Below are 22,763 nucleotides of genomic sequence, written 5' to 3'. Positions count from 1 at the left end.
AGCCCCCAGCCCGCCGGGCCGCACCCGAACGGGTTCCCGGTGGAGCCACGGCCGCGCGGCGCGCCGGGGGGCGGACAGGCGTCCGGCAGCGTGCTGGCATGCCTCTGCTGCGCCTCCCCACCGCCCGGCCAGGGCTGCGACTGACCACCCTCACCGCCCGGCCAGGGCTGCGGCCGGCCGTGCCGCCGGCCAAGCGGGTGTTCGACCTGATCGGCGCGGTGGCCCTGCTCGCGGCGGCGGCCGTCCCGCTGCTGCTGACCGCCGCCGCGCTGTACGCGGCGACCCGCGCGCGGGTCCTCGTACGCGAACCCGCGCTCGGGCTCGGCGGGCGCCCCTTCCTCGCCTGGCGGCTGCGCACGGAGGACGCCGGGCGGGTCGGCGCGCTGGTCCGGCGGTGCGCACTGGAGGGGCTGCCGCGGCTGCTCAACGTGGCGCGCGGCGAGATGTCGCTGGTCGGGCCGCGCCCCGAGGCCCGTACCGACCACCCGGAACGGCTGCTCGTACGTCCCGGAATGACCGGATTGTGGCAGGTCAGCGCGCGTTCCGACCTCCCCTGGGAGGAGATGGCCCTGCTCGACCGGCACTATGTGGAGAGCCATTGGCTGGGGATGGATCTCGCGATCCTCGCGCAGACCCCTCGGGCGGCCTACCGACAGAGGCATGCCTGAGCGACACAGATCACCGCACGCTCACCTACAGTGCGGCGCGGGAACTGGGTAACCTCAAGCCTTGACTCAATAAGTTACCGCTTAGTAAGTCCCGCCCGAGGAGCCCTCCCATGCAACTCGCCGCGATCATCGTGTCGCTGGTCCTGACCGTTGTCGGCGTCGCGCTGATCGCCCGAGCCGTGGCGCAGATCTACCGGTTCGTGAAGCTCGGCCAACCCGTACCGGCGGGCAGCCGCACGGACCGCCCGAAGGACCGAACGATCACCCTGGTCCGGGAGTTCCTCGGCCACACCCGGATGAACCGGTGGGGGATCGTCGGCTTCGCGCACTGGTTCGTCGCGATCGGCTTCCTGACGCTGCCGCCCACCCTGGTGCAGGCCTTCGGCCAGCTCTTCCAGGCCGACTGGCTGCTGCCGATCGTCGGCGACTTCCTGCCCTTCGAGCTCTACACCGAGTTCATCGGCGTGATGACCGTCGTCGGCATCGTCGTCCTGATGGTGATCCGCCTGCTCAACCTCCCCTCGCGGGCCGGTCGCAAGTCGCGCTTCGCCGGCTCGAAGGCCTGGCAGGCGTACTTCGTCGAGTACGTCATCCTCACCATCGGCCTCGCGATCCTCGCGCTGCGCGGCCTCGAGGGCGCGATCCACGGCGTCGAGTCGTACGAGCCGGCGTACTTCGCCTCGTACCCGCTGGTACTGGCCTTCAAGGGGCTCACCTACGGCGGCATCCAGAACGCCATCTACTTCACCGCGATGGTGAAGATCAGCGTCTCCTTCATCTGGATGATCACGGTCTCGCTCAACACCAACATGGGTGTGGCCTGGCACCGCTTCCTCGGCTTCCCGAACATCTGGTTCAAGCGCAACGCCGACGGCTCGACGGCGCTCGGCGCCCTCCAGCCGATGACGAGCGGCGGCAAGGAGATCGACTTCGAGGAGCCCGGCGAGGACGACGTCTTCGGCGTCTCCCAGGTCGAGCAGTTCTCCTGGAAGGGCATCCTCGACTTCTCCACCTGCACCGAGTGCGGCCGCTGCCAGTCGCAGTGCCCCGCCTGGAACACCGGCAAGCCGCTGTCCCCGAAGCTCCTGATCATGTCGCTGCGCGACCACGCGCACGCGAAGGCCCCGTACCTGCTCGCGGGCGGCGGCAAGACGATGGAGGGCGAGGAGAAGGCCACCGCCGAGCAGCTCAAGGACGTCCCGGCGGCGGCCCTGGCCGAGGCGGAGCGCCCGCTGATCGGCACGGCCGAGGAGAACGGCGTCATCGACCCGGACGTGCTGTGGTCCTGCACGACCTGTGGCGCGTGCGTGGAGCAGTGCCCGGTCGACATCGAGCACATCGACCACATCGTCGACATGCGCCGCTACCAGGTGATGATCGAGAGCGCGTTCCCGTCGGAGGCGGGCACGATGCTCAAGAACCTGGAGAAGAAGGGCAACCCCTGGGGTCTGGCCAAGAAGCAGCGCGTGGAGTGGACGAAGGAGGTCGACTTCGAGGTCCCGATCATCGGGAAGGACGCGGAGGACCTCTCGGAGTTCGACTACCTGTACTGGGTCGGCTGCGCCGGCGCCCTGGAGGACCGGGCGAAGAAGACCACGAAGGCCTTCGCGGAGCTGCTGAACATCGCGGGCGTCAAGTTCGCGATCATGGGCGGCGACGAGAAGTGCACCGGTGACTCGCCGCGCCGCCTGGGCAACGAGCCGCTGTTCCAGCAGCTGGGCCAGGAGAACGTGGCCATGCTGAACATGGCGTTCGGCGAGGACGACGACGACCCGTCGACGAAGAAGCCGAAGTCGGCGAAGCGGATCGTCTCCACCTGCCCGCACTGCTTCAACACCATCGCGAACGAGTACCCGCAGCTGGGCGGCGAGTACGAGGTCATCCACCACACGCAGCTGCTCCAGCACCTGATCGACGAGGGCCGGCTGACGCCGGTGACGCCGGTCGAGGGCCTGATCACGTACCACGACCCCTGCTACCTGGGCCGGCACAACAAGGTCTACACGCCGCCGCGCGAGATCATGTCCGCCGTACCGGGGCTGCGGCAGCAGGAGATGCACCGCCACAAGGAGCGCGGCTTCTGCTGCGGCGCCGGTGGTGCGCGGATGTGGATGGAGGAGCGGATCGGCAAGCGCATCAACAACGAGCGCGTCGACGAGGCCCTGTCCCTGAACCCGGACATCGTCTCCACGGCCTGCCCGTTCTGCCTGGTGATGCTGACCGACTCGGTGAACGGCAAGAAGAACGACGGCCAGGCGAAGGAATCCGTCCAGGTCGTGGACGTGGCGCAGCTGCTGCTGGAGTCGGTGAAGGCCCCGGAGCCGACGGAGGAGGAGCTCGCGGCACTGGCGGCGGAGGCCGAAGCCGCCGAAGCCGCTGCCGCTGCCGCTGCCGCTGCGGAAGCCGAGGCGAAGGCGGCTGCGGAAGCCGAGGCGAAGGCCAAGGCTGAGGCCGAAGCCAAGGCCAAGGCGGAGGCCGAGGCGGCTGCCGCTGCGGAGGCGAAGGCCAAGGCGGAGGCGGAGGCGGAGGCGGAGGCCGCGGACGAGGCTCCGGCCGAGGACGAGCCCAAGGCCGAGGCGGACGCTCCGGCCGAGGCTGAGGCCAAGGCGGACGCTCCGGCTGAGGCCGAGGCCGAGGCCGAGGCGCCTGCGGCGAAGCCGGAGGCCGCGGACGAGGCTCCGGCCGCGGACGAGGCGGCGTCGAAGGCCAACTCCGAGGCGAAGGCCGAAGACAAGCCCGCAGCGAAGACCGAGGCCGCCGACGAGGCGCCTGCGGCGAAGCCGGAGGCTGAGGCCGAGGAGGAGGCTCCGGCCGAGGCTGAGGCCAAGGCCGAGGCTGAGGCTAAGGGCGAGGACGAGGCCGCCGCGGCGGGCGAGGCCGAGGCGAACGCTCCGGCCCAGGCCGAGGCGGACGCTCCGGCCGACGCGACGGACGCGGCCGAGGACGGCAAGGGCGAGGCGAAGCCCGAGGCGGCCAAGTAGCCCCGGGCCGAGCGCCCCGTACGCACCGAACGGCCGGTCCCCTCACGGGGGCCGGCCGTTCGGCGTATCCGGATCAGTCGTTGGTGCGGTTCCGGCGGAGCATCGCGAAGCCGAGGCCCGCCGCGCCCGTCGCGGCCATGCCGCCGCCCGCGGCCAGCAGCAGCGGGGTCTCGCCCTGCTCGGCGGAGCCGCCGGCACCGGCGTTCACGCCGCCCTTCGGCACGACCCGCTCCATCTTCGACGGCTTCTTCTCCGCCTTGTACTGCTCGATCAGCCTGCCGGTGGAGAAGTCGTACACCCAGCTGTCCCCGCCCCCCTTGCCGTCGATGACGACGAACTTCACGCGCTTCCCGTCCTGGACGAGCTTGTACGTCCAGCCGTCGTTCAGCGCGCTGCGGTTCTTCATGTCGATCGTGCCGAGCAGGTTCCCGTTCGGCATGGAGATCTCGGCGCGCTTGCCCGTCGGGCCGTCGATCAGCCGCGCGATCCGCCCGTCCGGCATGGTGATGCGCACCGAGGTCTCCTTCTTGACCTGCGGCTTCGGCTTCGGCTTCGGCTTCTCGACCGGCTTCTCGACCGGCTTGCGGGAGCCGCCCTCGATCCACGAGGTCACGGTGCCGTTCGGCTGGAGGACGACGTGCAGGCCGTTGTTCTGCCCGTGGGCCGGCTTTCCGTTCTTGCTGACCAGGGTGTCCAGCTTCGTGCCCCGGGCGAAGACGTCGGCCTCGAAGTGGCCGTCGCCGAGCTTGTAGACCTTGGCGACCGACCCGTCGGCCAGCTTCACGGTGGTGACGTACGCCCGCCCCTTCGACGGCTTCTCGACGGGCTTCTCGACCGGCTTCTCGACGGGCTTCTCGGCCGGCTTCTCCGACGGCTTCACCGAGGGCTCGACCGACGGGTCCACCACCGGCCGCTCGACCCCCGGCAGCACCTCGGGCTCCGGCACCGTCGGCGAGTCCGCGAAGGCGGAGCCGGCGGGCAGCGCCAGCACGGCGGCGGCGCCGGTGAGGACTGCGGCGGTACGAAGGGTGGTGCTGCGGCGGGTACGGCGCATGACTTGGGTTTCCGTTCTGGTTCGTGACTCCGTGGCGGCGACGTTCACGAAACTACGGACCGGATACGTACGGATTCCGTCGGCTGCGTAACGAACCACCACAGAAGCACCCGCAACCGTGTAAAACGCCCTCCCCCTGCTCCCCCTAGGGGATGTCACAGCTCAGCCGCAAAGGCCGCCCGTTCCGGCGGCCCGGCCACGGCCGCCCGGCGGAGCAGGTACTTTCGATCACGTGGCTGGATTCAGGATCGGACGCGGCAGGGACGACAACCACCCTCCGCAGCAACCCCCGCACACCCCGCGGCAGCAGCCGTACGGTCAGCAGCAGCAAGCGCCGCAGGCCCCGTACGGTCATCAGCCCTACCCGCCCGCCGGCCCGCCGCCGCAGCAGCACTGGCCGGCCCAGGGCGGCGCGGGCGACCACGGCGAGCCGGAGTACTTCGACCCGTACTCCCAGCCGCACCCGCACGCGCACCCGCAGCCGCCGCAGGCCCCGTACGCGGGCCGGCAGGGGGCCTCGTACGCGAACGACCCGGGGTACACCCAGGCCTTCTCGGTCGGCGAGGACCCGTACGGCCAGGGCGCGACGTACCAGGCGGGCGCGGCCCCCGCGGCCCCCGTCGGGCCGCGGCTGCAGTGGAAGGACCTGCTGCGCGGCATCGTGCTGCGCCCGGGGCCGACCTTCCTCCAGATGCGGGACTACCCCGTCTGGGGCCCGGCGCTGGTCGTGACCTTCGTCTACGGCATGCTCGCGGTCTTCGGCTTCGACAAGGCCCGCGAGGACGCCATCAAGGCGACCCTCACCCAGGTGATCCCGATCATCCTCAGCGCCGGCGTGGCCTTCGTCCTGTGCGGCATGATCCTCGGCGCGGTGACCCACACCCTGGCCCGCCAGCTGGGCGGCGACGGCGCGTGGCAGCCGACCATCGGCCTGTCGATGCTGGTCATGTCCCTCACGGACGCGCCGCGCCTGCTGGTGGCGGTGTTCCTGGGCGGCGACAACATGTTCGTGCAGGTGCTGGGCTGGGTGACCTGGCTGGCGGCCGGCGCGCTCTTCACCTCGATGGTGAGCAAGTCGCACGACCTGCCCTGGCAGAAGGCCCTGGGCGCGTCCGCGATCCAGCTGGTCGCACTGCTCTCGATGATCAAGCTGGGCACGCTCTAGCCGGCACGTACGACACACGTACGGGAAGGGCCCGCCGCGCGACCGCGCGACGGGCCCTTCCCGTATCCCTATCCCGGCTCAGGCGTCGAGGACCTGGCCCTCGCGCTTCACCACGGGCGGCTGGACCGACCAGGGGAACTCGATCCAGTCGTCCGTGCGCTTCCACACGTACTCGCACTGGACGAGCGAGTGGGACTTCTCGTAGATGACCGCGGAGCGCACCTCGGCGACGTGGCCGAGGCAGAAGTCGTGGACGAGCTTGAGCGTCTTGCCCGTGTCGGCCACGTCGTCGGCGATCAGGACCTTCTTGTCGGTGAAGTCGATCGCCTCGGGGACGGGCGCCAGCATGACCGGCATCTCCAGCGTGGTGCCGACGCCGGTGTAGAACTCCACGTTCACCAGGTGGATGTTCTTGCAGTCGAGCGCGTACGCCAGACCGCCGGCGACGAAGACGCCGCCGCGGGCGATGCTCAGGATGATGTCCGGCTCGTAGCCGTCGTCGGCGATGGTCTGCGCCAGCTCGCGGACGGCGCGCCCGAAGCCCTCGTAGGAGAGGTTCTCGCGTACTACGTCACTCATGCTTCGTGCCTCACCTGGGTGCGGTGGAAGTTCTGGAAGGAGCGCGAGGCGGTCGGCCCGCGCTGCCCCTGGTACCTGGAGCCGTACCGCTCGCTGCCGTACGGGAACTCCGCGGGCGAGCTGAGGCGGAACATGCACAGCTGCCCGATCTTCATGCCCGGCCAGAGCTTGATCGGAAGGGTGGCCAGGTTCGACAGCTCCAGGGTCACGTGCCCGGAGAAGCCGGGGTCGATGAATCCGGCGGTCGAATGCGTCACCAGACCCAGGCGTCCCAGGCTGGACTTCCCCTCCAGTCTGGAGGCGATGTCCTCGGGGAGCGAGATGACCTCGTACGTCGAGGCGAGCACGAACTCACCCGGATGCAGGATGAACGCCTCGTCGCCCTCGGGCTCGACCATGCGGGTCAGGTCGGGCTGCTCGATGGCGGGGTCGATGTGCGCGTAGCGGTGGTTCTCGAAGACCCGGAAGAACCGGTCGAGGCGTACGTCGATGCTGGAGGGCTGCACCATCGACTCGTCGAACGGGTCAATGCGAACCCGTCCGCTGTCGATCTCGGCCCGGATGTCTTTGTCGGAGAGAAGCACGTCCCGAGGATACGCAGAGCGCGCGGGCCACCCCCAATCGAGAAGGCCCCCGCGCGCCCGTACCGCCGAACCGCCGTCCTACCGCTTGACGCCGCCGACGGGCACCGCGTGCCTCAGCCGCGCGCACCGCGGACACCGGAGCAGCCGCCCGGGCCCGATCCGTCCGGCACCGAGGTGCTGCAACGGGAACGAAGCGGTGTTGAAAACATGCCCTTCGGCACAACGGACGACTGTGTGCTCCATCGAGTCCCTTTCCCCAACGAGCCGTAACGCGATGAATCGCCACATTAGGGGATGAACAAGACCCACTCCAGCCGCCGCTCCGCACCCCAACGGTACGCCCCAACTCCCGCCCCCACGAACCCTCCTGCGCGCCGGGGGCGATGACGACCCCGACGGGAGAATTCACCGGGGGTCGATCATGGGGTACAGTGTGCAACGGTAGGGATCCAGGCAACTGGACCACTGCGCGGATGTAGTTTAATGGTAGAACATGAGCTTCCCAAGCTTATAGCGCGGGTTCGATTCCCGTCATCCGCTCTTGAACGAAGGCCCAGGTCAGCGACCTGGGCCTTCGTCGTTGTCTAGACCTCTCAGCCCTGGCCGTGCCCTCCGCGTGCCCCAACTCGCGTGATTGCCCAGGCCGGAGAGCTTCCGCGCCCCGCCTCCACCACTCGGACGCGCCGGCGTCTCATATCGCGAGAAGCGATTCGCGTAACTGCGCCACAACAGCGGCCGCCCTGTGCGAATTCACAACCCCAAAGAGGCAGTTGACGGACGCCCGCTCAGTCGGCGGCTACCCCCGCGCCCTGTCGACGGGCTGGCGGTTCCGGGTCCACAGGGAAGAGGGGCCGCGCGCCGGTGATCTCCAGGAGACGCTAAAGCTGGTGGCTGGGGGGCGCCAGGCGGATGACGGTGCCGGTCCCTCTTGGGCTGTGCGGCGCGCGGTGAGGAGCACGTTCAGCGCCGAGGAGTCACAGAAGGTGAGGCCGCTGCAGTCAACCGCCACGGGCTTGGCCGCCGAGGCGTGGGCGAGGGCCTCACAGAGGGCGCGGCGCAGGGCGGGTGCCGTGTCGATGTCGATCTCGCCCGTGGGCCTGATCGCGACAGCGTGGTCCAGGACCTCCACGGCGACGCCGTTGCCGCCGGCATCCTGGGGAAGCTGTGCGGCCATGGTGATCACTCCTTCCATCGACGGATGTGCCCCTTCCCGGCGCCCAGGGGGACGGGTCACGTGCTGCGCTGATCGCGGGTGTCCTGGCGGAGCTGGTCGGCATGTCGGGTCATGGCGTCGATGCGTTCGGCGAGCTCGGCGTCCTCGGGCCGCAGGTGGGCGCGGGTGTCGGCGAGGGGCCGCACCAGCCGGGCGGTGTCGCTGTGGGCGAGGGCCTGGTTCAGGTCGCCGATGGCACCCTCGGCGCCGGCGGCGAGGCCGGTGAGGGCGGTGATCTGGCCAGCGAGGCGGCGCAGGTCGGCGGCGTTGCCTCGGGCCCAGGCGTCCACGCTCCGGTCGGCGGCGCGGGTGTCGCGGGTGGCCTGGACGCGTTCCTCGCCAGTGCTTCCGGCCTTGCCGGGGCGTAGCCGCAGGTAGCGGCGCTCGGCGGCCTGGCGGCTGGAGACCCCGAGGGGGCCTGCTAGGTCGGCCCAGCTGGCGCCCTCGCCGCGGGCGGTTTCGATGAGGCCGGTTTCCCAGCCGGCGAGCTGCTCGCGCACCTCGCGCAGAAGCAGCAGCGCGGCCAGGGCCGGGTGCGGGCCGGCGCCCGGTTCCGAAATCGCTGCCGGCGTGCTTGTGGAGCCTTGCTGCGCGTCCTTGACGGCCTGGTCGATGGCCTCCAGCGCCGCGGCGGCGGCGAGGAAGGTGACGGGTGAGGTCCGGTCTGCAGCCTCGTTCATGACGGTCTCCGTACTCTGTCATCCTCCAGATGACGCCTCGCTTGTCATCGTTTCGATGACATGTTACAACGGGAGCACGTTGAAGCGCATTGGCAGTTCCTGCCTGAACCGACTGGAGGTGTTTCGCGATGTTGATGCGCACCGACCCGTTCCGCGAGATGGACCGGATCATTCAGCAGCTCTCCGGAGCGTCCGGCACGTGGTCGAAGCCGTCCGTGATGCCCATGGACGCCTACCGCGACGGCGACGCGTACGTGATCGCCTTCGACCTGCCCGGTGTGAGCACCGAGGCGATCGACATCGACGTCGAGCGGAACATGCTGACCGTGAAGGCCGAGCGCCGGCCCGCGGAGAAGTCCGACGGCGTGCAGATGGAACTCTCCGAGCGGCCCCTCGGTGTCTTCTCCCGCCAGATCATGCTGGCCGACACCCTCGACACCGAGCACATCGAAGCCGACTACGACGCGGGCGTCCTGACCCTGCGGATCCCGATCGCCGAGCGCGCCAAGCCGCGGAAGATCGCCATCGGCGGCGAGTCCGGCCGCAAGCAGATCTCCGGCTGACCAGGCCGGCACCAGCGGCGGAGGACGGGGAACCCGATCCCCCTCCGGCACCCCGTCCTCCGCAGCCCTCGCCCCCCTTCACCTTTCACCCCTCCCCTGGAGGTGACGTGAGATGTCGATGCGCCGGGATGCCTTCCTGGACCACGTCCAGGAACGCGGCGAGTACCAGACCCGGGAAGAAGCCGAACGCGCGGCCCGCGTCGTCCTGGCCCTGCTGGGCGCCCACCTCGTCGGCGCCGTACGGGCCGCACTCGCCGCCCGGCTCCCCGAGACCTACGCCCTGATCCTCCTCAACCCCCTGCAGGCCGCGGAGCCCCTCACCCCCGAACGCTTCGTCCGCGCCACCGCGGCCTGGATCGAAGGCGCCACCGAGAAGACGGCCTTGTGGGACATCGGCGCGGTCCTGTCCACCGTGGCCGCCGCGGCCGGAGAGGACCTCACCCGCGAAGCCCTGCTCCAGCTCCCGCCCGGCTACGACCTCCTCTTCGGCCACCCCCAGCCCACCTGACCGGCCGACGCCGGGCGCACACCGAACCAGCGATGAGAAAGGCAACCACGGCACCATGTACGACCAGCCTCGACCGCACCGGGCCCACCCCGCCATGACGTTCGAGCAGATGCTGGAACGCGTGCGCTACGAAGGCGCCTACCCCACCCGCGAACGCGCAGAAGAAGCCGTCCGCACCGTCCTGGCCGCACTCGGCCGCCAGCTCGTCGGAGACGAACGCGTCGACCTCGCCCAGGCCCTGCCCGTCGAAGCCGCCCTCGCCCTGACCGCCCAGATCCCCGACACCGAACAGCTCACCGGCTGGAACTTCGTCAAGGACCTGGCCGCCCGCACCGGCACCAGCCCGGCCATCGCCCGCTGGGACACCGGCGCCGTACTCGCCGTCGTCACCCGCCTCGCCGGACCCGACCTCCTCGGCCGCATCCTCCACCGGCTCCCCACCGGCTACGCGCTCCTCTTCGGACAGGCCGAACTGCACCAGCCGCAGCCCACTGCCTGACGTCACCCGATCACACGTACGCCGGCGGGCGGGAACGACCCAAGAGGTTGTTCCCGCCCGCCGGCGTACGTCTAGGCTTCCCAGGCGAGTCGAGGCCTCTGCTTCGCCCCTGCCCTCTCGCGAGCGGCACGGACCCGAGCGTCGATGCCTCCGGCGACCTCCTGCTGGCGTTCGTCGTCGGAGTGCTGGTAGATCATCGCGGCCTTCTCCGAGGACTGGCCGGCGCGGACCATCGTGTCCTTCAGCGTGGCGCCGGACTGCGTCGACAGGGTGGCCCGTGTGGCGCAGGTCGTAGAAGCGGAAGTCCTTCGGCAGGCCGACCTGCGCGCGGGCCTGGGCCCACTTCCGGCCGAAGGTCGTGCGGCGGAACGGCGCCCCCTTCTCCCCCACGAACAGCAGCCCGTCGGGCTCCTTCTCCGCGAACCAGTCCAGGTGCCGCTTGACCTCCATGTAGAGGAAGGCCGGCAGGTGGATGGTGCGGACGCCCGCCGCCGACTTGGTGTCGCCCTCGACCCGGCGGCCGGTGTCCAGTTCCAGGGCCGCCTCGGTGATCCGCACGGCGAGCGGGTGGAGGGTGACCGAGCTCCGGCGCAGGACGACGGCTTTGGCCCGCGCTTGAGTTTCCACACCGCATTCGGGACGCTGAAACACAGCAGCGACTCCGACAAGACGAGGCAGGCCGCATGACAACCGCCTGGGACCCTCCATCCGGCGCTCCCCGCCTGCCGCAGCCCGCCAGTACCCCCGAAGGTCTACGCGCTGCCCTCGCGCTCCTCGCCCCCGAGACACTGGCGACCTTCGACGCAGAGCGGGCCCTCGCCCTCCAACAGGCCCGGGAGCAGGTCAGTGCTGCGCCGATGCGCCGCTTCGTCGGCCAATGGGCCGTCTACGTCGCCGTCGAACGCCACCCGGAGCGCGCAGCCCGCCTCCACGAGCTCGAGGCACGCGCCACCCAGACCACCGACCTCTCCGAGGCCCGTGCCATCGCCGCCGAGATCGGCCGCATCATCGACACCGCATGCACCGAAGCCGGAATCGAGCCCGGACAGGGCCCCACGTGAGCGACGAGGAACAGTGGCGCTGGGAGTACGACCCCGATGCCGAACACGTCATCTCCGGCCTGCCCCAGCACGTCATCCATGAAGTCGAGCGGCTCTCCGGCGAACTGGTCGCCCTCGCCGAGGTCGGCGTCGACATCTCCGACATCGGCGCCGGACCCAGCCACGGTGGCCCTGGCGGTCTGCGCCGTATCCCCCTGCTGACCGACGGTTGGTTCTACGCACTCCCCGTGCCCCGCATGAAACTCATCGCCGTCATCCGGGTCATCCCGCCCTTCGCCGACCTGTGAGCTTGCGGCCCGCGAGCCACGCCCTCGATATTCCGCACATCGACGGTGCTTCCCCCCGCGGGCTCCGGCGTACGTCGCGTCATCGTGCCTGTCCTCCGTACGCTCGCTGGAGCGGTACGCCAGGTGGCTGCCCCTGTACCGCTCGCACTGCGCACATCCCGTGCGACAACGTGCCACAGCGTGCCAGTAGGGGCGGTGAACAGCGGTCAACAGCAGGCACGGGGAAGACGGCCGGGGGCCCTGCATCTGATGCCCTTTTCGCAGGTCAGAGGCCATCCGGGCGCTCAAGTGCCGGGGGATTCCCAAGCTTATAGCGCGGGTTCGATTCCCGTCATCCGCTCCATAGCAAAGCCCCAGGTCAGCGACCTGGGGCTTTGTCGTGTACAGACCTGCCCACCCTCGGCGGGTCTGCTCGTAACTTCGCTCTTGCGGATGCCCGAAGGCCTGGCCATCTGGCCGGCCTGTACGCACGGTTCGGAGCCGCCGCCGGTCCCGCGGCCCGAGCACGGTCGCCATCAGCTACCCCTGCGACCTGTACGACAACGAAGGGCGTACACGCTCAGGTTGCGGGGAGCGGGAGCCTCAGCCGGATCGGGGGACCTTCACGGGTCGGATCGTCCAGGACGACGACAACGGCGTTCGGTCGGCGATCCGTGGTGGCGGTGACGGCACGGTACTCGTCGAAGTGCGGGGGTGTGCCGCTTCCTCCGCCGGAAATTTCCTCGGGGTCCTCCATGTCCGGACCGTGCTCGAAGAGAAGCCTCAGAGGCTGCTGCGGCCAGGGGTCGGGGAAGTCAGGGGCGCCCGGGCGTCGCACGGCGTGGGCGGTGACGTGGCAGCCTTGGGGTGATGACACGACCCCGCCGTGCCGAACGGTCCACTCGGTGTCCTCGTGCACGACGGCCCCCGGGAGCAGGAGTCGCAGGAAGGCGCCCGGTTTGATGTCAGGTTCGGCGAGCCTGTTGAGCGCGTACTGTTCGCCCCGGTCGGGAAGCAGGATGCGGGCGTCGCTTCCGGGGGCGTCCGGGAGGATGAGCTGGGACAGGCGGGCCCGAGGTGGGCCAAGGAGGGTCAGCTCGTCGGCCGCGATCGGGGCCGTGTCCGGTCCGGGTACGAAGCAGACGGGGTCCGGAGCCCGGTCAGGATCGGCGGCGACCACGGATCCGACGAGAAGTTCCGTTCCTGAGGTCGTCCGCTCGGCGAACAACCAGACAGCGCCGTCCGCTCCGTCGGCCGGCGGCCGGAGCCACCCCAGCCCCTCAGGCGTGGGCGTCGTCAATTCGAGCACCCCAGCTTCGCCGGAGATGACTTGCCCCCACCGTGAAAGACGCCGTTCTGGACGTAGGCCCTTGCCTCCGTCACGTACCACCGGGCAGCGGAACTCCTCTTGCACGGCGTGGCGAACCAGGTGCGGGAGACCCTCCAGTTGTCCTCCTTGCGGTCGCTTCGACGCCAGACGGTCACCTCACGGTCCGCACATCGCTCGCAAGCCCGGCTCAGGAGGCGGACCTCCAGCCACTTCGGGGCCCAGTCAGGGCGTGAGTCGCAGGTGTGATCCGCATAGCCGTAGATCCGCCCCTCGGCATCCAAGGTCGGAGCGTGCTCGTTGACTTGGCAGATGAAAGCCGCACGGGGCTCAGGGGGTGATGGTTCCGCGTAGGCGGTCCCACTCAGGGACGAGAAGAGCAGGGCTGTGGCGGCGAAGGCCGAAACGCGTCGCATAGGCAGTGCGTCCTCATCATCGAGAAGCCGGTGCCCGGACCATAGCGTCCTTTTCATGATGAAAGAGCTGAAGAATACCCGAATGGCCCTGCCTGCGGCGCCTGACACCTCGGCAGGACCGTGCCGCAACGTGCCAGCAGGGGCGGTAACCAGCGGTCAACAGGGGCCACGCCAGAAGCAGTCACGACACCCTCAAGGTGGGCGTTCCCGCAGGTCAACAGGGTCGGCCAGGGCCAAGTGCCGCGCGATTCCCAAGCTTATAGCGCGGGTTCGATTCCCGTCATCCGCTCTTTAAAGAAGGCCCAGGTCAGCGACCTGGACCTTCGTCGTTGTCTAGACCTCTCGGCGGGCGCGTGTCCTTCAGGATCAGTGGAGCCTGATCGAGCTGGCCGCATCGTTCATCACGGTCAGGCGCGGCACCGCGTTCTCGTAGTAGGCGTGGGCGCCCTTGAAGTAGGTGTCTTCGAACAGTTCGACATGACAGTTGCCGGCGGTGAAGAAGGAGGAGACCGCGTCGTTGTACTTGAGCGTGGGATAGCCCCAGTCCCAGCCTCCGTCGTCCTTGCACTTGGCGGGAGCGGTGAAGGTCAAGCTGGGGCCCTGGTAGTTCCAGTGCTCGAAGAACGTGGCAACGATGACCCCGCCTGAGTCCGCGGTGGCCATCGCTGCGGGACGCGGGCCGTCGGCCTTGGCGAGCGGGGGCGCGCCGCCGGGGCTGTTGTAGATGCGGTCGGCCAGCTTCCTGTCCTTCAGGGCCTTGGCGGGGTCGGCCGGAGCATCGGTGACGCGGCCGCCCGTGGCCCTCGCAATGGCTGCAGTGAAGGAGGTGACACAGACGGGCTGCGCCGCCGGGCCCTGGGACAGGTCCACCACGCAGTGCCGGGGCGCCTCGGCAGCCAGGGCCGGCGTGGGGGTGGTGAGGGCGACGGCGGTGCCGATGGCGGCGAGGCCGGCCAGGGTGCGGATTCTCATGCGGTTCCCGGGGTGTTGACGGGGCGTTGGGAGTTCTGACAGGCGTCGTCGTGGGGGTGCGGGCGGGTTAGGAGAGCTTCGCGGCCAGGACGTCGACGGGCAGGATCTCGGGGGCCTCGGCGAGCAGCTCGGGGGCGTGCTCCATGAGCGCGGCCGCGATCTTGCCCTGGAGGTGTGCCTGGCGGTTCTCCTCGGTTCCGAAGGCGTCGAAGATGCCGAAGGTGGTGGGGCTCAGGCGCAGGGCGAACCAGACGGTGGTGCCGGCCTCTTCCCGGGCCAGGGCGAGGGCACCGGTGAGGAGTTCCTCGACCTCGCGGACGCACTCCGGCTTGGCCTCGATGCGGGCGAGCAGACCGATGCGGGTGGTCTCGGGGACAAGGGCGTTGGTCATGGAGTGCTCCTCGGTGCATGGTGGGTGCGGGGCGACCCGGTGGGGTGTCGCGCCGTCGTGCGATGTGATCACCGTATGAGCGGCCGAGGGGCTCCGGTCAGTGGCGGATCCGCCGGATGTTTTACCGTTTCCGACATGAGGATTTCGGTACTGGTCATGGACGACCTCTTCGACTCCGGGCTGGCCACGGTCCTCGACGTCCTGCAGATGGCCAACGAACTGCGTGAGGAACTACCCCACCCCCCACCGCGCTGGGAACTGACCCGCGTCAGCGGGCGGGGTGCCGTCCGCACGGCCTCCGGGCACGTGATCGAAGCCCAGGCCGCCGGCGACGGACCCCGGCCCGACCTCCTCATCGTGCCCGGGGCCGGCCCCAAACAGCCCGCACCCCTGCTGGAGTGGGTGGCCGCGCCGGAACGCGAACCCGAACGCGAGGCGCTCCGGCGGGCCCGGGGCGAGGGCGTCCCCCTGGCCGCAGCCTGCACGAGTACGTTCCTCCTCGCCGAGGCAGGGGTGCTGGACGGGCTCGCCGCCACCACCAGCTGGTGGCTGGCCCCGGCCTTCCGGCAGACGTACCCCCACGTGACCCTGGACGAGAGCCACATGCTGGTCCACGCCCCGGGGGTGACCACGGCCGGAGCCGCCATGGCGCACCTCGACCTCGCCCTCGCCCTGGTGAGGCAGGCAAGCCCGACCCTCGCCGACCTCACAGCCCGCTACCTCGTGGTCGACGACCGCCCCACCCAAGCCGGCTACGCCATTCCCAGCCACCTCGCCCGCACCGATCCCACCGTCAGCGCCTTCGAGAGCTGGGTCCGCGCGCACCTCGACCAGCCCCTGCGAATGGCCGAAGCGGCCCGGGCTGTCGGCGCGAGCGAGCGGACCCTCCAGCGCGCCGTGGACAAGGTCCTGGGCGTCTCACCCCTGCGATTCGCCCAGACCATCCGGCTCGAACAGGCCGCCCACCTCCTGCGCACCACGGACCTACCCACGGAAACCGTCGCCCGCCGCGTCGGCTACGAGAACGCCTCCACGCTCACCACCCTGCTGCGCCAGCGCCTCGGCACCACCCCCGGCCACCTCCGCAACAGAACCGCGCCCGCCGGCGCTTAGGCCGGGACGGCGCCCTTGAGCGCCGCGCACATGCGGCGCAGTGGCCTCGATTCCCGTCATCCGCTCCATTGCAAAGCCCCAGGTCAGCGACCTGGGGCTTGTTTGTTGCCTAGACCTATCGAGGCTCGCGTGCCATTCGCGTGCCACAAGTTCTCTCACAGGGCATCAGGTTTGGTGACGTGCCCCTTGTGAGGATCACCTCGCCCGAGCGGCCCGACCGCACCCCGACGCGGGCGGTCGCCGGATCGGACGGCAGGCCGATGTCCGCCGCCATCACTGGCGGCGGACACGTCCCTCCCGGAGCAGGCAGGTGTGCCCCGGAAGCGCGCCCGGGTCGTTCAGCGACTGAACGGGGCGAGGGTCCCGGCGCTGATGGCGCCCCGCAGGACGTGGGCGATCTCCTCGGGCTTGAGGTCGATGCCGTCGAGCCCTTCCGCGGTCAGCGGAATCTCCTCCAGCGCGTACTCGCCGCGTCCCTCGGCGCCGAACTCGGGACCGGTGCGGTCGTCGAAGGACCAGGTCGTGATGCGGGCGAGGTAGAAGAGCTGACGCTCCTCGTCGGACTCCATCGTGTGGAGGAGGCGGACGATGTCGGCCTTCCCGGCGATCTCCTCGTGGATCTCCCGATGGAGTGCGGCCTCCCGGGACTCGTCGCCGGGCTCGACGCCGCCGCCGGGGAGGACCCAGTACTGGGGGATGTCGGGCTTGGTGCGGCGGATGACCAGCATCGTTTCGTCAGCGGTGACGAGGACGGCGCGGACTCGTTCCTTCATTTCGGCCTGTCTCCTTGCTTGTTGACGGTCTCAGTGCAGCAGCCGGCCGCCGTCGGCGCGAACGGATTGCCCAGTGATGAACGACGCCGAGGGATCCACGAGGCTGGCTCTAGCGGAAGGCCGGCAGGTTGCGCGCGACCCAGTCACCGAAGGACCTGGCCGGACGGTGGAGGACGCTCTCCACATCGGGGCTGACCTCCCGCTCGGCCGGCAGCGGGAGGCCGAGGACGTCCAGGGTCCCGCCGATGACCTCCTCCGGCATGAACTGCGCCATGTGCGCGTGGGCGTCTTCGCGGGACAGTTCCACGAAGGCCACTTCCTCACCCAAGGCCTCGGACATCACTGCGGCCTGCTGCCGGGGGCTGATCGCCTCGGGGCCGGTCAGCTCGTACGTACGGCCCGTGTGGCCGTCCTCGCGCAGCGCGGCAGCGGCGACCGCGGCGATGTCCGCCGGGTCGATGACGGGCAGTGCCACGTCTCCGAACGGGGCGAAGACCGTGCGCTTCGTGCGGACCGACTCGGCCCAGGCGAAGGCGTTGGAGGCGAAACCGCCCGGGCGCAGGATGGTGAAGTCCGGTCCGGACTCACGCACGGCGGCCTCGAACTCGCGCAGGCGGGTGTGCGAGAGGGCCTCGGGGCGGGTGGAGTTGATCTGGGAGGAGAGCAGGACGATCCGCTTGACCCCGGCAGCCTCGGCCGCAGCCAACAGGGCCTCCGGACTCTCGCCGTGGCCGTTGAGCTCGCCGCCCAGCAGGACGAAGAAGGCGTCGGCGCCGTCGAGGACCGGCCGCATGTTCGCGGCGTCTCCGACGTCGGCCTGGGCGTGCCGGGCGCCGGCCGGAAGCCCGGCATGCTGCGGCTGCCGCGAGACGGCCACGACCTCCTCGCCCGCCTCGGCCAGCAGCGGCACCAGCGTCCGCCCGATGTTGCCCGTCGCACCCGTCACCACGATCATTACGGCCCCCGAGAGAGTTAGTTGGCTGACTGACTGACTGAGATGGACTGTAGCACGGCCCCTTCGGGTGTTGTCTATAGTTGGTTGGGTGACTGACTCAGTGAAGCCCCGGGCGACTCGGGGGGCCGACAAGCGCCGACGGCTCACGGCCGCGGCGGCCCGGATCCTGCACGAGCAGGGCGTCGAACGGACCACCCTCGCCGACATCGCGCGCGTGGCCGACGTCCCCGTCGGGAACGTCTACTACTACTTCAAGACCAAGGACGAGCTGGTCCGGGCCGCACTGTCCGAGCACAGCGCGCATCTGGATGAACTCACCCGCCAGCTCGATGAGTTGACCGACCCCCGCGACCGCCTCAAGGCCCTGATCGAAGCCTGGGTCGGCCAGCGCGACGTCGCCGCCCGCCACGGGTGCCCCACCGGCACCCTGGCCGTCGAACTGGACAAGCGCGCGGACGGGACCCTCGACGCGGAGGCCGGTGCAGTGATCCGGCGCCTGCTGGACTGGGCCGGACAGCAGTTCGCCGCCCTGAGCCTGCCCGACCCGGACGACCTCGCCCTCACCCTCGTCTCCGCCTATCAGGGCATGTCACTCCTGGCCAACGCCCTGCGCGACCCGGACGTCATGACCCGCGAGGGAGCCCGCCTCCTCCGCTGGCTCGACTCCCTGGACTCTCCACGCCAGACCCCCTGACCAGGTCCGGGGCCTCCGCGAGGCACGCCGCCTCAGTGGCTTCGGTCAGGAACTCGCTCGTGGCGTGCCGGCGGCCGGTCGGCCGTGCCCATAGGTCCGAGCGAGTGCGGTTACGGCGTCGGTCATGGCCCGGCGCAGTTCGTCCGGCGCGACGACCTCGACATCGGCACCGAGCCGCAGCAGTTCTCCGCAGGCGTGTCCGGTGCTCTCGGTCGGGATGACGGCCTCGGTCCAGGCTCGGCGTAGACCGGGACCCCGGACGCCTGCAAGCGGTCGAGATCGCGGTAGGCGGTGCGCACGGAGACCCCCAGCTCATCGGCAAGCCGTCGAGCCGACATGCGGCCTGCCGCGGATCGCGGCTCGTCCCGACCGTGGCCAACGGCTCCCCCGCCTTCGGCCAGTACCGCCCCCACACAGACGGAACCGGCTACGAGCCCTGGGCGCTCCAGGTCGTCGAATTCTCCGGCGACCGCATCGCGGACATCACCGCCTTCCGCGACACCGCCCGCCTCTTCCCGCTGTTCGGCCTGCCGGAGCGGCTGGAGCGGCCGGCGGAGGGATGACGCCCGTCAGGGCGCCGGGCGGCTAGCGGTCGGCCGGAGCGGCGGCCAGGCGGGCCGTCACCGCGCTCAGCCACAGCAGGCCGAGGCCGGCGCCGGCGGTGAACGCGAGCACCGAGGCGGCCGAGGCCGTGAACCCGGCGAGGACGGCCACGGGCACGGCCCGGGACGCGACGGCCCAGCCCCGCAGCCCCCTGGCCGCGAGCGGGCGGGCCAGAACCACGAGCGCGGCGCACAGGGCGAGGTAGCCGATCATGCCGCCGAACATGTGGGCGGCGCCGTGCCCGCTCATCACGGTCGCCTCGGGCGCACCGGCGGGGAAGCCCGCCCCGGCGTCGGCGGGGAAGGCCGCCGCGGCCCAGAAGGAGACGCCGAAGACAGCGACGAGGGCCGGGCCCCACGTCCCGCCGGGGCCGCCGCGCAGTACACGCCTCAGTCCGGTCGCGCCGGCGAGCAGCAGTGCTCCGGTGAGCACGAAGCTCGCCGTCTGGATCCAGCCCGCCTCACCGAGGGCGAGCTGGCTGATCGCGTTCCGGGTGAAGTCGAAGCCGTCCCGGACGAACCCCTGGGCGAGTCCGGCCGCCAGGAACAGCGGACCCGCCACGACACCAGCGGCCAGGGCCCGCCGCGCGGCGGATCGCGACGCGGGCACGGCGGAGAGGACGCGGCGGGGCGCGGTGAGCGTGTCGGTCATGGCTGGGCCTTCCTCGCTTCGAACGTGTCGCCCATATGACCGGCGGCGAGGAGAGGACTCATCGGCCCCGTCGGTGTGCGCTGGGTCACACATCGGCCGGGCGGCGAAGTACAGCACCAGGCGTCGGCCCCGGTCCCGGCCGCCGCCGGCCGTTCCGGGACGGTCTCCCCGTATTCGCGCGGGACAACCCTTCGGGCGCGGAGGCGTGCCTTTTACAGGAAAAGAAAGTTCTGCAGGTGGAGATCCTCGTCTGCCGGAATCCGCCTGCCGCCGACGGGATTTGGATAAGTTGATCAAGCCTCAAGAGGGCGGCACGCAGTCAATTGGAGCCATTCGGCCAGAGATTCGGGCACAACCCGTCTCCACAGCGCTCCAGGTCGACGATCAACGCCACTGTGCTGCACCGGGAATCCCGGTGCAGCACGCCTCCAAGTCTCAGAGGATCACCTGCCCCATGAAGTCCGTTTACACCTTCTCGGAAACCGACCGCAACAGCCTTTCGGATTCTCTTACGTTCCTCGGGGCGAACCCGTACGCGGATTACGAGAAGTTCCGCGAAGCGATCGGGAACCTCATTGCCGACGAGCGCGTACCGGCCGCCTTCGTCGAAGCCTGCCGCCTGATCAAGAGTCAGCGCGAGGAAAAGGTGACCTACGCGCACGTAGTGTCCAACTGCCCGCTGGACGTGGACAGGCCGGTCTTCGACCAGGCGAACCCGGTGGACGACAAGTACCTACAGAAGCAGACCTTCGTAGGGGAGGGAGTGCTCGAACTCCTCGCCCAGCTCACCGCGACCCCGCTCCTGTCCTACGCCACGCGCAACAACGGCGACTTCTTCCACGACGTGTACGCCGACAACCGCTACAGCGGCACCCAGACGCAGAAGACGGACTGGGAGCTCTACTGGCACAACGACCGTACGGCGCACCCGGTCCGGGCCGACTACCTGGCCCTGCTCGGCATGCGCTGCCCCACCGACGACCTCGTGTACACGAAGTACGTGGACGGCCGTGAACTCCTGAAGTTCATCTCCCCCGAGAACCAGGAGCTGCTGCGGGAGAAGGCGTTCGTCACCCCCTACGACGAGCTGTCCCGGGCCTCCAACCGGAAGCAGCAGGTCTCCGACCTGCACACGCTCCTGGAGAACGAGCACAGCTTCCGCTACTACGACACCCGCACCATGCCCGCGGACCCCTCCTCGGCGGCGCACTACGAGGCACTGCGGCAGTTCCGTGACGCGCTGGCCAAGAGCCGCGAGCAGTACCACCGCATCCAGGAGGGCGACCTCCTCGTGATCGCCAACCAGGACGGCCTGCACAGCCGCCAGATGGTGGACATCCAGCACTTCGAGACCACGCGGCTGCGCTGGCTCCTGAAGACGTACGCCTTCCGCGACGACGCCGCCGCCGACGTCCACAGCGACGTATGGCTCGACGGGGTGCGCGGACGCGTACTGGACTGAGCCCTCCCCGGATGCCCGCACGCATCCCGCACGCATCCCGCGCAGAGGCCACGGACATGGCGGCGGCGACGCCCGGCGACAGGAACGCCAGGCGTCGCCGCCGCCATGTCCGGACGGCGTCCGTCAGCACCCCCCGCCGACGCCCGCCAGCGGCTCCCACGGGACGGACGGCCCCGGCTCCCACGGGGCCGCGCCGTAGGAGTGCCCGCCGGCGTGCACGGCCAGGAAGCCCGCCGCGAGCTGGGCGAGCGTGATGTGCCGGTACCAGCCGTGCCAGGAGCGCACGCGGTACGCCCCCAGGCCGCAGCGCTCGGTGGCCCCGGCGATCGCGTCGCGGCCGTGCCGCCAGGCCGCGACCGCCTGCGCCAGGTCGTAGAGGGAGACGTCCACCGGGCCGCGGGCGATGAAATACCGCCGCGGCTGCGGGTCCCCCGCCCGGCGGCAGGCGAGGAGCCAGCGCGCCATGCCGCCCGGCCTCGCGGCCGCCTGTCCGGCCGTCTGCACCGGCTCCGACGGTATGCGCCGCACCCACCACTCCCAGGGGCCGGCGTCCATCGTGTCGGAGCCGACGGCCAGCCTGTCCCATTCCCGCTCCTCGGCGTACCGCTGCACCAGCCGGGACACCCGGCGCCAGCCCGGATGCGGCAGCACGGGGTGGTCCGGAGGCACTCCCACCACGTGGGGTACTCCCTGCTCCTCCAGGTAGGTGCAGAAGGCCCGGTCGCAGCCCAGCCGGGTATCGGCCACGACCCACATCCCCGCCGCGGCGCCGGCCGGGGCCCGGGTCCGGAAGCGCTGGACGATGCGGCGCGCGAGCTCGGCCCTGGAGACGTGGCGGGCCCTGTCGGGAACGTGCGCGTTGCGGCGTCTGACCCGGTCCGTGTCCCAGTCCGGCGGCAGGTACAGCTCCCGGTCGACCAGGGCGGTGCCGGTCCGGGTGGACCAGGAGGCCATCACCCCCATCTGGCAGGAGACGGCGCCGCCGAGCTCCTCCGAATACTGCCGGGCGACCCCGGCCGAGGCGTTGCCCTTCTTCTTGAAAGCGGTCTCGTCGAGGACGAGGACACCGGTTCCGCTGCTGTCGGCCAGCCCTTCCACGACATAGCGCGTGGTGAAGTCGCGCAGGCTGTCGGCATCCCATACCGACCGGCCGAGCAGATGCTGTTGCAGCCAGAACGCACCGCTCTCCGCCGCGACCGGCAGAATGCTTTCGGCCCTGGTGGTTCCCACGAGCAGGGAGCGGACGTATTCCTGGGCGTGGTTCCTGAGGTCGGACCGTGAGAAGAACTGCAGTCCCACCTGTTCCAGGAGGTCGTCACATCGCTCCCCCCATTCTTCCGCGGCCCTCTGCGCCGGTGTGGCGTACGACGGTGCGAGCCATTCTGCCTGTGTGTTCATTGCGGATTTCAACTCCCCCCTAGAGTCGATCTCAGCTCTGGCTGGTGGACCCCGGGGGGGGGGGGGGGGGGGGGGGGGGGGGGGGGGGGGGGGTCCGGGGGGGGGGGGGGGGGGGGGGGGGGGGGGGGGGGGGGGGGGGGGGGGGGGGGGGGGGGGGGGGGGGGGGGTGGAGTCTGTGGGTTGCGTA

General features: G+C 70.4%; 24 protein-coding genes, 1 tRNA gene and 3 pseudogenes. 13 read left to right on the top strand and 15 right to left on the bottom strand.

All coding sequences use genetic code 11. From position 1 onward, the window contains the following. Window positions 1-98 precede the first annotated feature (98 nt). Together AC07A6_RS13535 and AC07A6_RS13530 are read left to right on the top strand one after the other, a co-directional pair. On the top strand, window positions 99-668 hold the full coding sequence (locus tag AC07A6_RS13535; RefSeq protein WP_478777188.1) for a sugar transferase: 570 nt from the start codon (window positions 99-101) through the stop codon (window positions 666-668). Window positions 669-778: 110 nt separating this feature from the next. Beyond that, window positions 779-3,649, top strand: a complete 2,871-nt coding sequence (locus tag AC07A6_RS13530; RefSeq protein ID WP_478777187.1) for a heterodisulfide reductase-related iron-sulfur binding cluster — start codon at window positions 779-781, stop codon at window positions 3,647-3,649. Between the two features lie 73 nt (window positions 3,650-3,722). Here the strand turns inward: AC07A6_RS13530 and AC07A6_RS13525 are convergent, their stop codons facing one another. Then, window positions 3,723-4,703, bottom strand: a complete 981-nt coding sequence (locus AC07A6_RS13525; RefSeq protein WP_478777186.1) for a hypothetical protein — start codon at window positions 4,701-4,703, stop codon at window positions 3,723-3,725. Window positions 4,704-4,935: 232 nt separating this feature from the next. Between AC07A6_RS13525 and AC07A6_RS13520 the strand changes: the two genes are divergently transcribed. Further along, window positions 4,936-5,868: a Yip1 family protein gene (locus tag AC07A6_RS13520; RefSeq protein ID WP_478777185.1), complete on the top strand. Its 933-nt coding sequence runs from the start codon at window positions 4,936-4,938 to the stop codon at window positions 5,866-5,868. A gap of 78 nt (window positions 5,869-5,946) precedes the next feature. On the opposite strand, the gene AC07A6_RS13515 is transcribed toward AC07A6_RS13520, so the two are convergent. Both AC07A6_RS13515 and dcd read right to left on the bottom strand, forming a co-directional pair. Then, entirely contained in the window at window positions 5,947-6,447 is a 501-nt protein-coding gene (locus tag AC07A6_RS13515; RefSeq protein ID WP_362458742.1) for a phosphoribosyltransferase, read from the bottom strand. Continuing rightward, window positions 6,444-7,031: a dCTP deaminase gene (gene dcd, locus AC07A6_RS13510; RefSeq protein ID WP_007265045.1), complete on the bottom strand. Its 588-nt coding sequence runs from the start codon at window positions 7,029-7,031 to the stop codon at window positions 6,444-6,446. Before dcd ends, AC07A6_RS13515 begins: the two co-directional genes overlap by 4 nt. A gap of 469 nt (window positions 7,032-7,500) precedes the next feature. Between dcd and AC07A6_RS13505 the strand changes: the two genes are divergently transcribed. After that, window positions 7,501-7,571: transfer RNA gene (locus AC07A6_RS13505), tRNA-Gly, on the top strand. 256 nt (window positions 7,572-7,827) lie between these two features. On the opposite strand, the gene AC07A6_RS13500 is transcribed toward AC07A6_RS13505, so the two are convergent. Together AC07A6_RS13500 and AC07A6_RS13495 are read right to left on the bottom strand one after the other, a co-directional pair. Further along, window positions 7,828-8,205 (bottom strand): STAS domain-containing protein, encoded by a 378-nt coding sequence (locus AC07A6_RS13500; RefSeq protein ID WP_386272134.1) that lies wholly within the window; start codon window positions 8,203-8,205, stop codon window positions 7,828-7,830. A 56-nt stretch (window positions 8,206-8,261) separates the two neighbouring features. After that, a complete protein-coding gene (locus AC07A6_RS13495; RefSeq protein WP_478777184.1) occupies window positions 8,262-8,924 on the bottom strand; it encodes an HSP18 transcriptional regulator in 663 nt (220 codons plus the stop codon). Between the two features lie 128 nt (window positions 8,925-9,052). Between AC07A6_RS13495 and AC07A6_RS13490 the strand changes: the two genes are divergently transcribed. The 3 genes from AC07A6_RS13490 to AC07A6_RS13480 all read left to right on the top strand — a co-directional run bounded on the left by AC07A6_RS13490 (window position 9,053) and on the right by AC07A6_RS13480 (window position 10,494). Continuing rightward, entirely contained in the window at window positions 9,053-9,487 is a 435-nt protein-coding gene (locus AC07A6_RS13490) for an Hsp20/alpha crystallin family protein (RefSeq protein WP_478777183.1), read from the top strand. 112 nt (window positions 9,488-9,599) lie between these two features. Beyond that, window positions 9,600-9,995 (top strand): DUF2267 domain-containing protein, encoded by a 396-nt coding sequence (locus AC07A6_RS13485; protein WP_362466991.1) that lies wholly within the window; start codon window positions 9,600-9,602, stop codon window positions 9,993-9,995. A gap of 55 nt (window positions 9,996-10,050) precedes the next feature. Further along, window positions 10,051-10,494, top strand: coding sequence for a DUF2267 domain-containing protein (locus tag AC07A6_RS13480; RefSeq protein ID WP_478777182.1), 444 nt, complete (start codon window positions 10,051-10,053; stop codon window positions 10,492-10,494). 71 nt (window positions 10,495-10,565) lie between these two features. On the opposite strand, the pseudogene AC07A6_RS13475 reads toward AC07A6_RS13480, so the two are convergent. Continuing rightward, window positions 10,566-11,088, bottom strand: a pseudogene (locus tag AC07A6_RS13475) (tyrosine-type recombinase/integrase); the annotation flags it as partial. 89 nt (window positions 11,089-11,177) lie between these two features. Here AC07A6_RS13475 and AC07A6_RS13470 point away from each other — a divergent pair. Both AC07A6_RS13470 and AC07A6_RS13465 read left to right on the top strand, forming a co-directional pair. Next, on the top strand, window positions 11,178-11,555 hold the full coding sequence (locus AC07A6_RS13470; protein WP_362466993.1) for a DUF6247 family protein: 378 nt from the start codon (window positions 11,178-11,180) through the stop codon (window positions 11,553-11,555). Beyond that, on the top strand, window positions 11,552-11,842 hold the full coding sequence (locus AC07A6_RS13465; RefSeq protein ID WP_362466994.1) for a hypothetical protein: 291 nt from the start codon (window positions 11,552-11,554) through the stop codon (window positions 11,840-11,842). Before AC07A6_RS13470 ends, AC07A6_RS13465 begins: the two co-directional genes overlap by 4 nt. Window positions 11,843-12,401: 559 nt before the next feature. Here the strand turns inward: AC07A6_RS13465 and AC07A6_RS13460 are convergent. From AC07A6_RS13460 to AC07A6_RS13450, 3 genes are all read right to left on the bottom strand, one after another. Beyond that, window positions 12,402-13,235, bottom strand: coding sequence for a hypothetical protein (locus AC07A6_RS13460; protein ID WP_362466995.1), 834 nt, complete (start codon window positions 13,233-13,235; stop codon window positions 12,402-12,404). A gap of 695 nt (window positions 13,236-13,930) precedes the next feature. Then, window positions 13,931-14,536: a peptidase inhibitor family I36 protein gene (locus AC07A6_RS13455; RefSeq protein WP_478777181.1), complete on the bottom strand. Its 606-nt coding sequence runs from the start codon at window positions 14,534-14,536 to the stop codon at window positions 13,931-13,933. Between the two features lie 67 nt (window positions 14,537-14,603). Continuing rightward, on the bottom strand, window positions 14,604-14,927 hold the full coding sequence (locus AC07A6_RS13450; RefSeq protein WP_362466997.1) for a putative quinol monooxygenase: 324 nt from the start codon (window positions 14,925-14,927) through the stop codon (window positions 14,604-14,606). Between the two features lie 135 nt (window positions 14,928-15,062). Between AC07A6_RS13450 and AC07A6_RS13445 the strand changes: the two genes are divergently transcribed. After that, the gene (locus tag AC07A6_RS13445) at window positions 15,063-16,040 is read left to right on the top strand and encodes a GlxA family transcriptional regulator (protein ID WP_478777180.1); all 978 of its coding nucleotides are present in this window, start codon (window positions 15,063-15,065) and stop codon (window positions 16,038-16,040) included. A gap of 338 nt (window positions 16,041-16,378) precedes the next feature. Here the strand turns inward: AC07A6_RS13445 and AC07A6_RS13440 are convergent, their stop codons facing one another. After that, complete coding sequence (locus AC07A6_RS13440; RefSeq protein ID WP_362466999.1) at window positions 16,379-16,813, bottom strand: NUDIX hydrolase; 435 nt, start codon at window positions 16,811-16,813, stop codon at window positions 16,379-16,381. 109 nt (window positions 16,814-16,922) lie between these two features. Next, window positions 16,923-17,768, bottom strand: a complete 846-nt coding sequence (locus tag AC07A6_RS13435; RefSeq protein ID WP_478777179.1) for an SDR family oxidoreductase — start codon at window positions 17,766-17,768, stop codon at window positions 16,923-16,925. A gap of 88 nt (window positions 17,769-17,856) precedes the next feature. On the opposite strand from AC07A6_RS13435, the gene AC07A6_RS13430 reads away from it, so the two are divergent. Continuing rightward, window positions 17,857-18,462, top strand: coding sequence for a TetR/AcrR family transcriptional regulator (locus AC07A6_RS13430; protein WP_362467001.1), 606 nt, complete (start codon window positions 17,857-17,859; stop codon window positions 18,460-18,462). A 45-nt stretch (window positions 18,463-18,507) separates the two neighbouring features. On the opposite strand, the gene AC07A6_RS13425 is transcribed toward AC07A6_RS13430, so the two are convergent. Next, window positions 18,508-18,642, bottom strand: a complete 135-nt coding sequence (locus tag AC07A6_RS13425; RefSeq protein ID WP_478777215.1) for a WCX domain-containing protein — start codon at window positions 18,640-18,642, stop codon at window positions 18,508-18,510. Continuing rightward, the gene (locus tag AC07A6_RS13420) at window positions 18,585-18,800 is read right to left on the bottom strand and encodes an HTH domain-containing protein (RefSeq protein WP_478777178.1); all 216 of its coding nucleotides are present in this window, start codon (window positions 18,798-18,800) and stop codon (window positions 18,585-18,587) included. Before AC07A6_RS13420 ends, AC07A6_RS13425 begins: the two co-directional genes overlap by 58 nt. 6 nt (window positions 18,801-18,806) lie before the next feature. Between AC07A6_RS13420 and AC07A6_RS13415 the strand changes: the two are divergent. Further along, window positions 18,807-19,025 (top strand): annotated as a pseudogene (locus AC07A6_RS13415) (RNA polymerase subunit sigma-70); the annotation flags it as partial. A gap of 22 nt (window positions 19,026-19,047) precedes the next feature. On the opposite strand, the gene AC07A6_RS13410 reads toward AC07A6_RS13415, so the two are convergent. Continuing rightward, a complete protein-coding gene (locus tag AC07A6_RS13410; protein ID WP_478777177.1) occupies window positions 19,048-19,716 on the bottom strand; it encodes a DUF998 domain-containing protein in 669 nt (222 codons plus the stop codon). A gap of 454 nt (window positions 19,717-20,170) precedes the next feature. Between AC07A6_RS13410 and AC07A6_RS13405 the strand changes: the two genes are divergently transcribed. Next, a complete protein-coding gene (locus AC07A6_RS13405; RefSeq protein ID WP_362467003.1) occupies window positions 20,171-21,178 on the top strand; it encodes a TauD/TfdA family dioxygenase in 1,008 nt (335 codons plus the stop codon). A 204-nt stretch (window positions 21,179-21,382) separates the two neighbouring features. Here AC07A6_RS13405 and AC07A6_RS13400 read toward each other — a convergent pair. Further along, window positions 21,383-22,576 (bottom strand): annotated as a pseudogene (locus tag AC07A6_RS13400) (IS701 family transposase); the annotation flags it as partial. Between the last annotated feature and the right edge of the window lie 187 nt (window positions 22,577-22,763).

This window comes from Streptomyces sp. NPDC044002 (assembly GCF_056434525.1).
Note: the sequence above shows the minus strand (reverse complement) of the source record. Positions and strands in the feature narration are given on the sequence as shown.

Bases quoted from the DNA above. Each gene is read 5' to 3' on its own strand.
- AC07A6_RS13535 (WP_478777188.1), top strand. From the start codon at position 99: ATGCCTCTGCTGCGCCTCCCCACCGCCCGGCCAGGGCTGCGACTGACC.
- AC07A6_RS13530 (WP_478777187.1), top strand. From the start codon at position 779: ATGCAACTCGCCGCGATCATCGTGTCGCTGGTCCTGACCGTTGTCGGC.
- AC07A6_RS13525 (WP_478777186.1), bottom strand. From the start codon at position 4,703: ATGCGCCGTACCCGCCGCAGCACCACCCTTCGTACCGCCGCAGTCCTC.
- AC07A6_RS13515 (WP_362458742.1), bottom strand. From the start codon at position 6,447: ATGAGTGACGTAGTACGCGAGAACCTCTCCTACGAGGGCTTCGGGCGC.
- AC07A6_RS13500 (WP_386272134.1), bottom strand. From the start codon at position 8,205: ATGGCCGCACAGCTTCCCCAGGATGCCGGCGGCAACGGCGTCGCCGTG.
- AC07A6_RS13495 (WP_478777184.1), bottom strand. From the start codon at position 8,924: ATGAACGAGGCTGCAGACCGGACCTCACCCGTCACCTTCCTCGCCGCC.
- AC07A6_RS13490 (WP_478777183.1), top strand. From the start codon at position 9,053: ATGTTGATGCGCACCGACCCGTTCCGCGAGATGGACCGGATCATTCAG.
- AC07A6_RS13485 (WP_362466991.1), top strand. From the start codon at position 9,600: ATGTCGATGCGCCGGGATGCCTTCCTGGACCACGTCCAGGAACGCGGC.
- AC07A6_RS13480 (WP_478777182.1), top strand. From the start codon at position 10,051: ATGTACGACCAGCCTCGACCGCACCGGGCCCACCCCGCCATGACGTTC.
- AC07A6_RS13470 (WP_362466993.1), top strand. From the start codon at position 11,178: ATGACAACCGCCTGGGACCCTCCATCCGGCGCTCCCCGCCTGCCGCAG.
- AC07A6_RS13455 (WP_478777181.1), bottom strand. From the start codon at position 14,536: ATGAGAATCCGCACCCTGGCCGGCCTCGCCGCCATCGGCACCGCCGTC.
- AC07A6_RS13450 (WP_362466997.1), bottom strand. From the start codon at position 14,927: ATGACCAACGCCCTTGTCCCCGAGACCACCCGCATCGGTCTGCTCGCC.
- AC07A6_RS13445 (WP_478777180.1), top strand. From the start codon at position 15,063: ATGAGGATTTCGGTACTGGTCATGGACGACCTCTTCGACTCCGGGCTG.
- AC07A6_RS13440 (WP_362466999.1), bottom strand. From the start codon at position 16,813: ATGAAGGAACGAGTCCGCGCCGTCCTCGTCACCGCTGACGAAACGATG.
- AC07A6_RS13435 (WP_478777179.1), bottom strand. From the start codon at position 17,768: ATGATCGTGGTGACGGGTGCGACGGGCAACATCGGGCGGACGCTGGTG.
- AC07A6_RS13420 (WP_478777178.1), bottom strand. From the start codon at position 18,800: ATGTCGGCTCGACGGCTTGCCGATGAGCTGGGGGTCTCCGTGCGCACC.
- AC07A6_RS13410 (WP_478777177.1), bottom strand. From the start codon at position 19,716: ATGACCGACACGCTCACCGCGCCCCGCCGCGTCCTCTCCGCCGTGCCC.
- AC07A6_RS13405 (WP_362467003.1), top strand. From the start codon at position 20,171: ATGAAGTCCGTTTACACCTTCTCGGAAACCGACCGCAACAGCCTTTCG.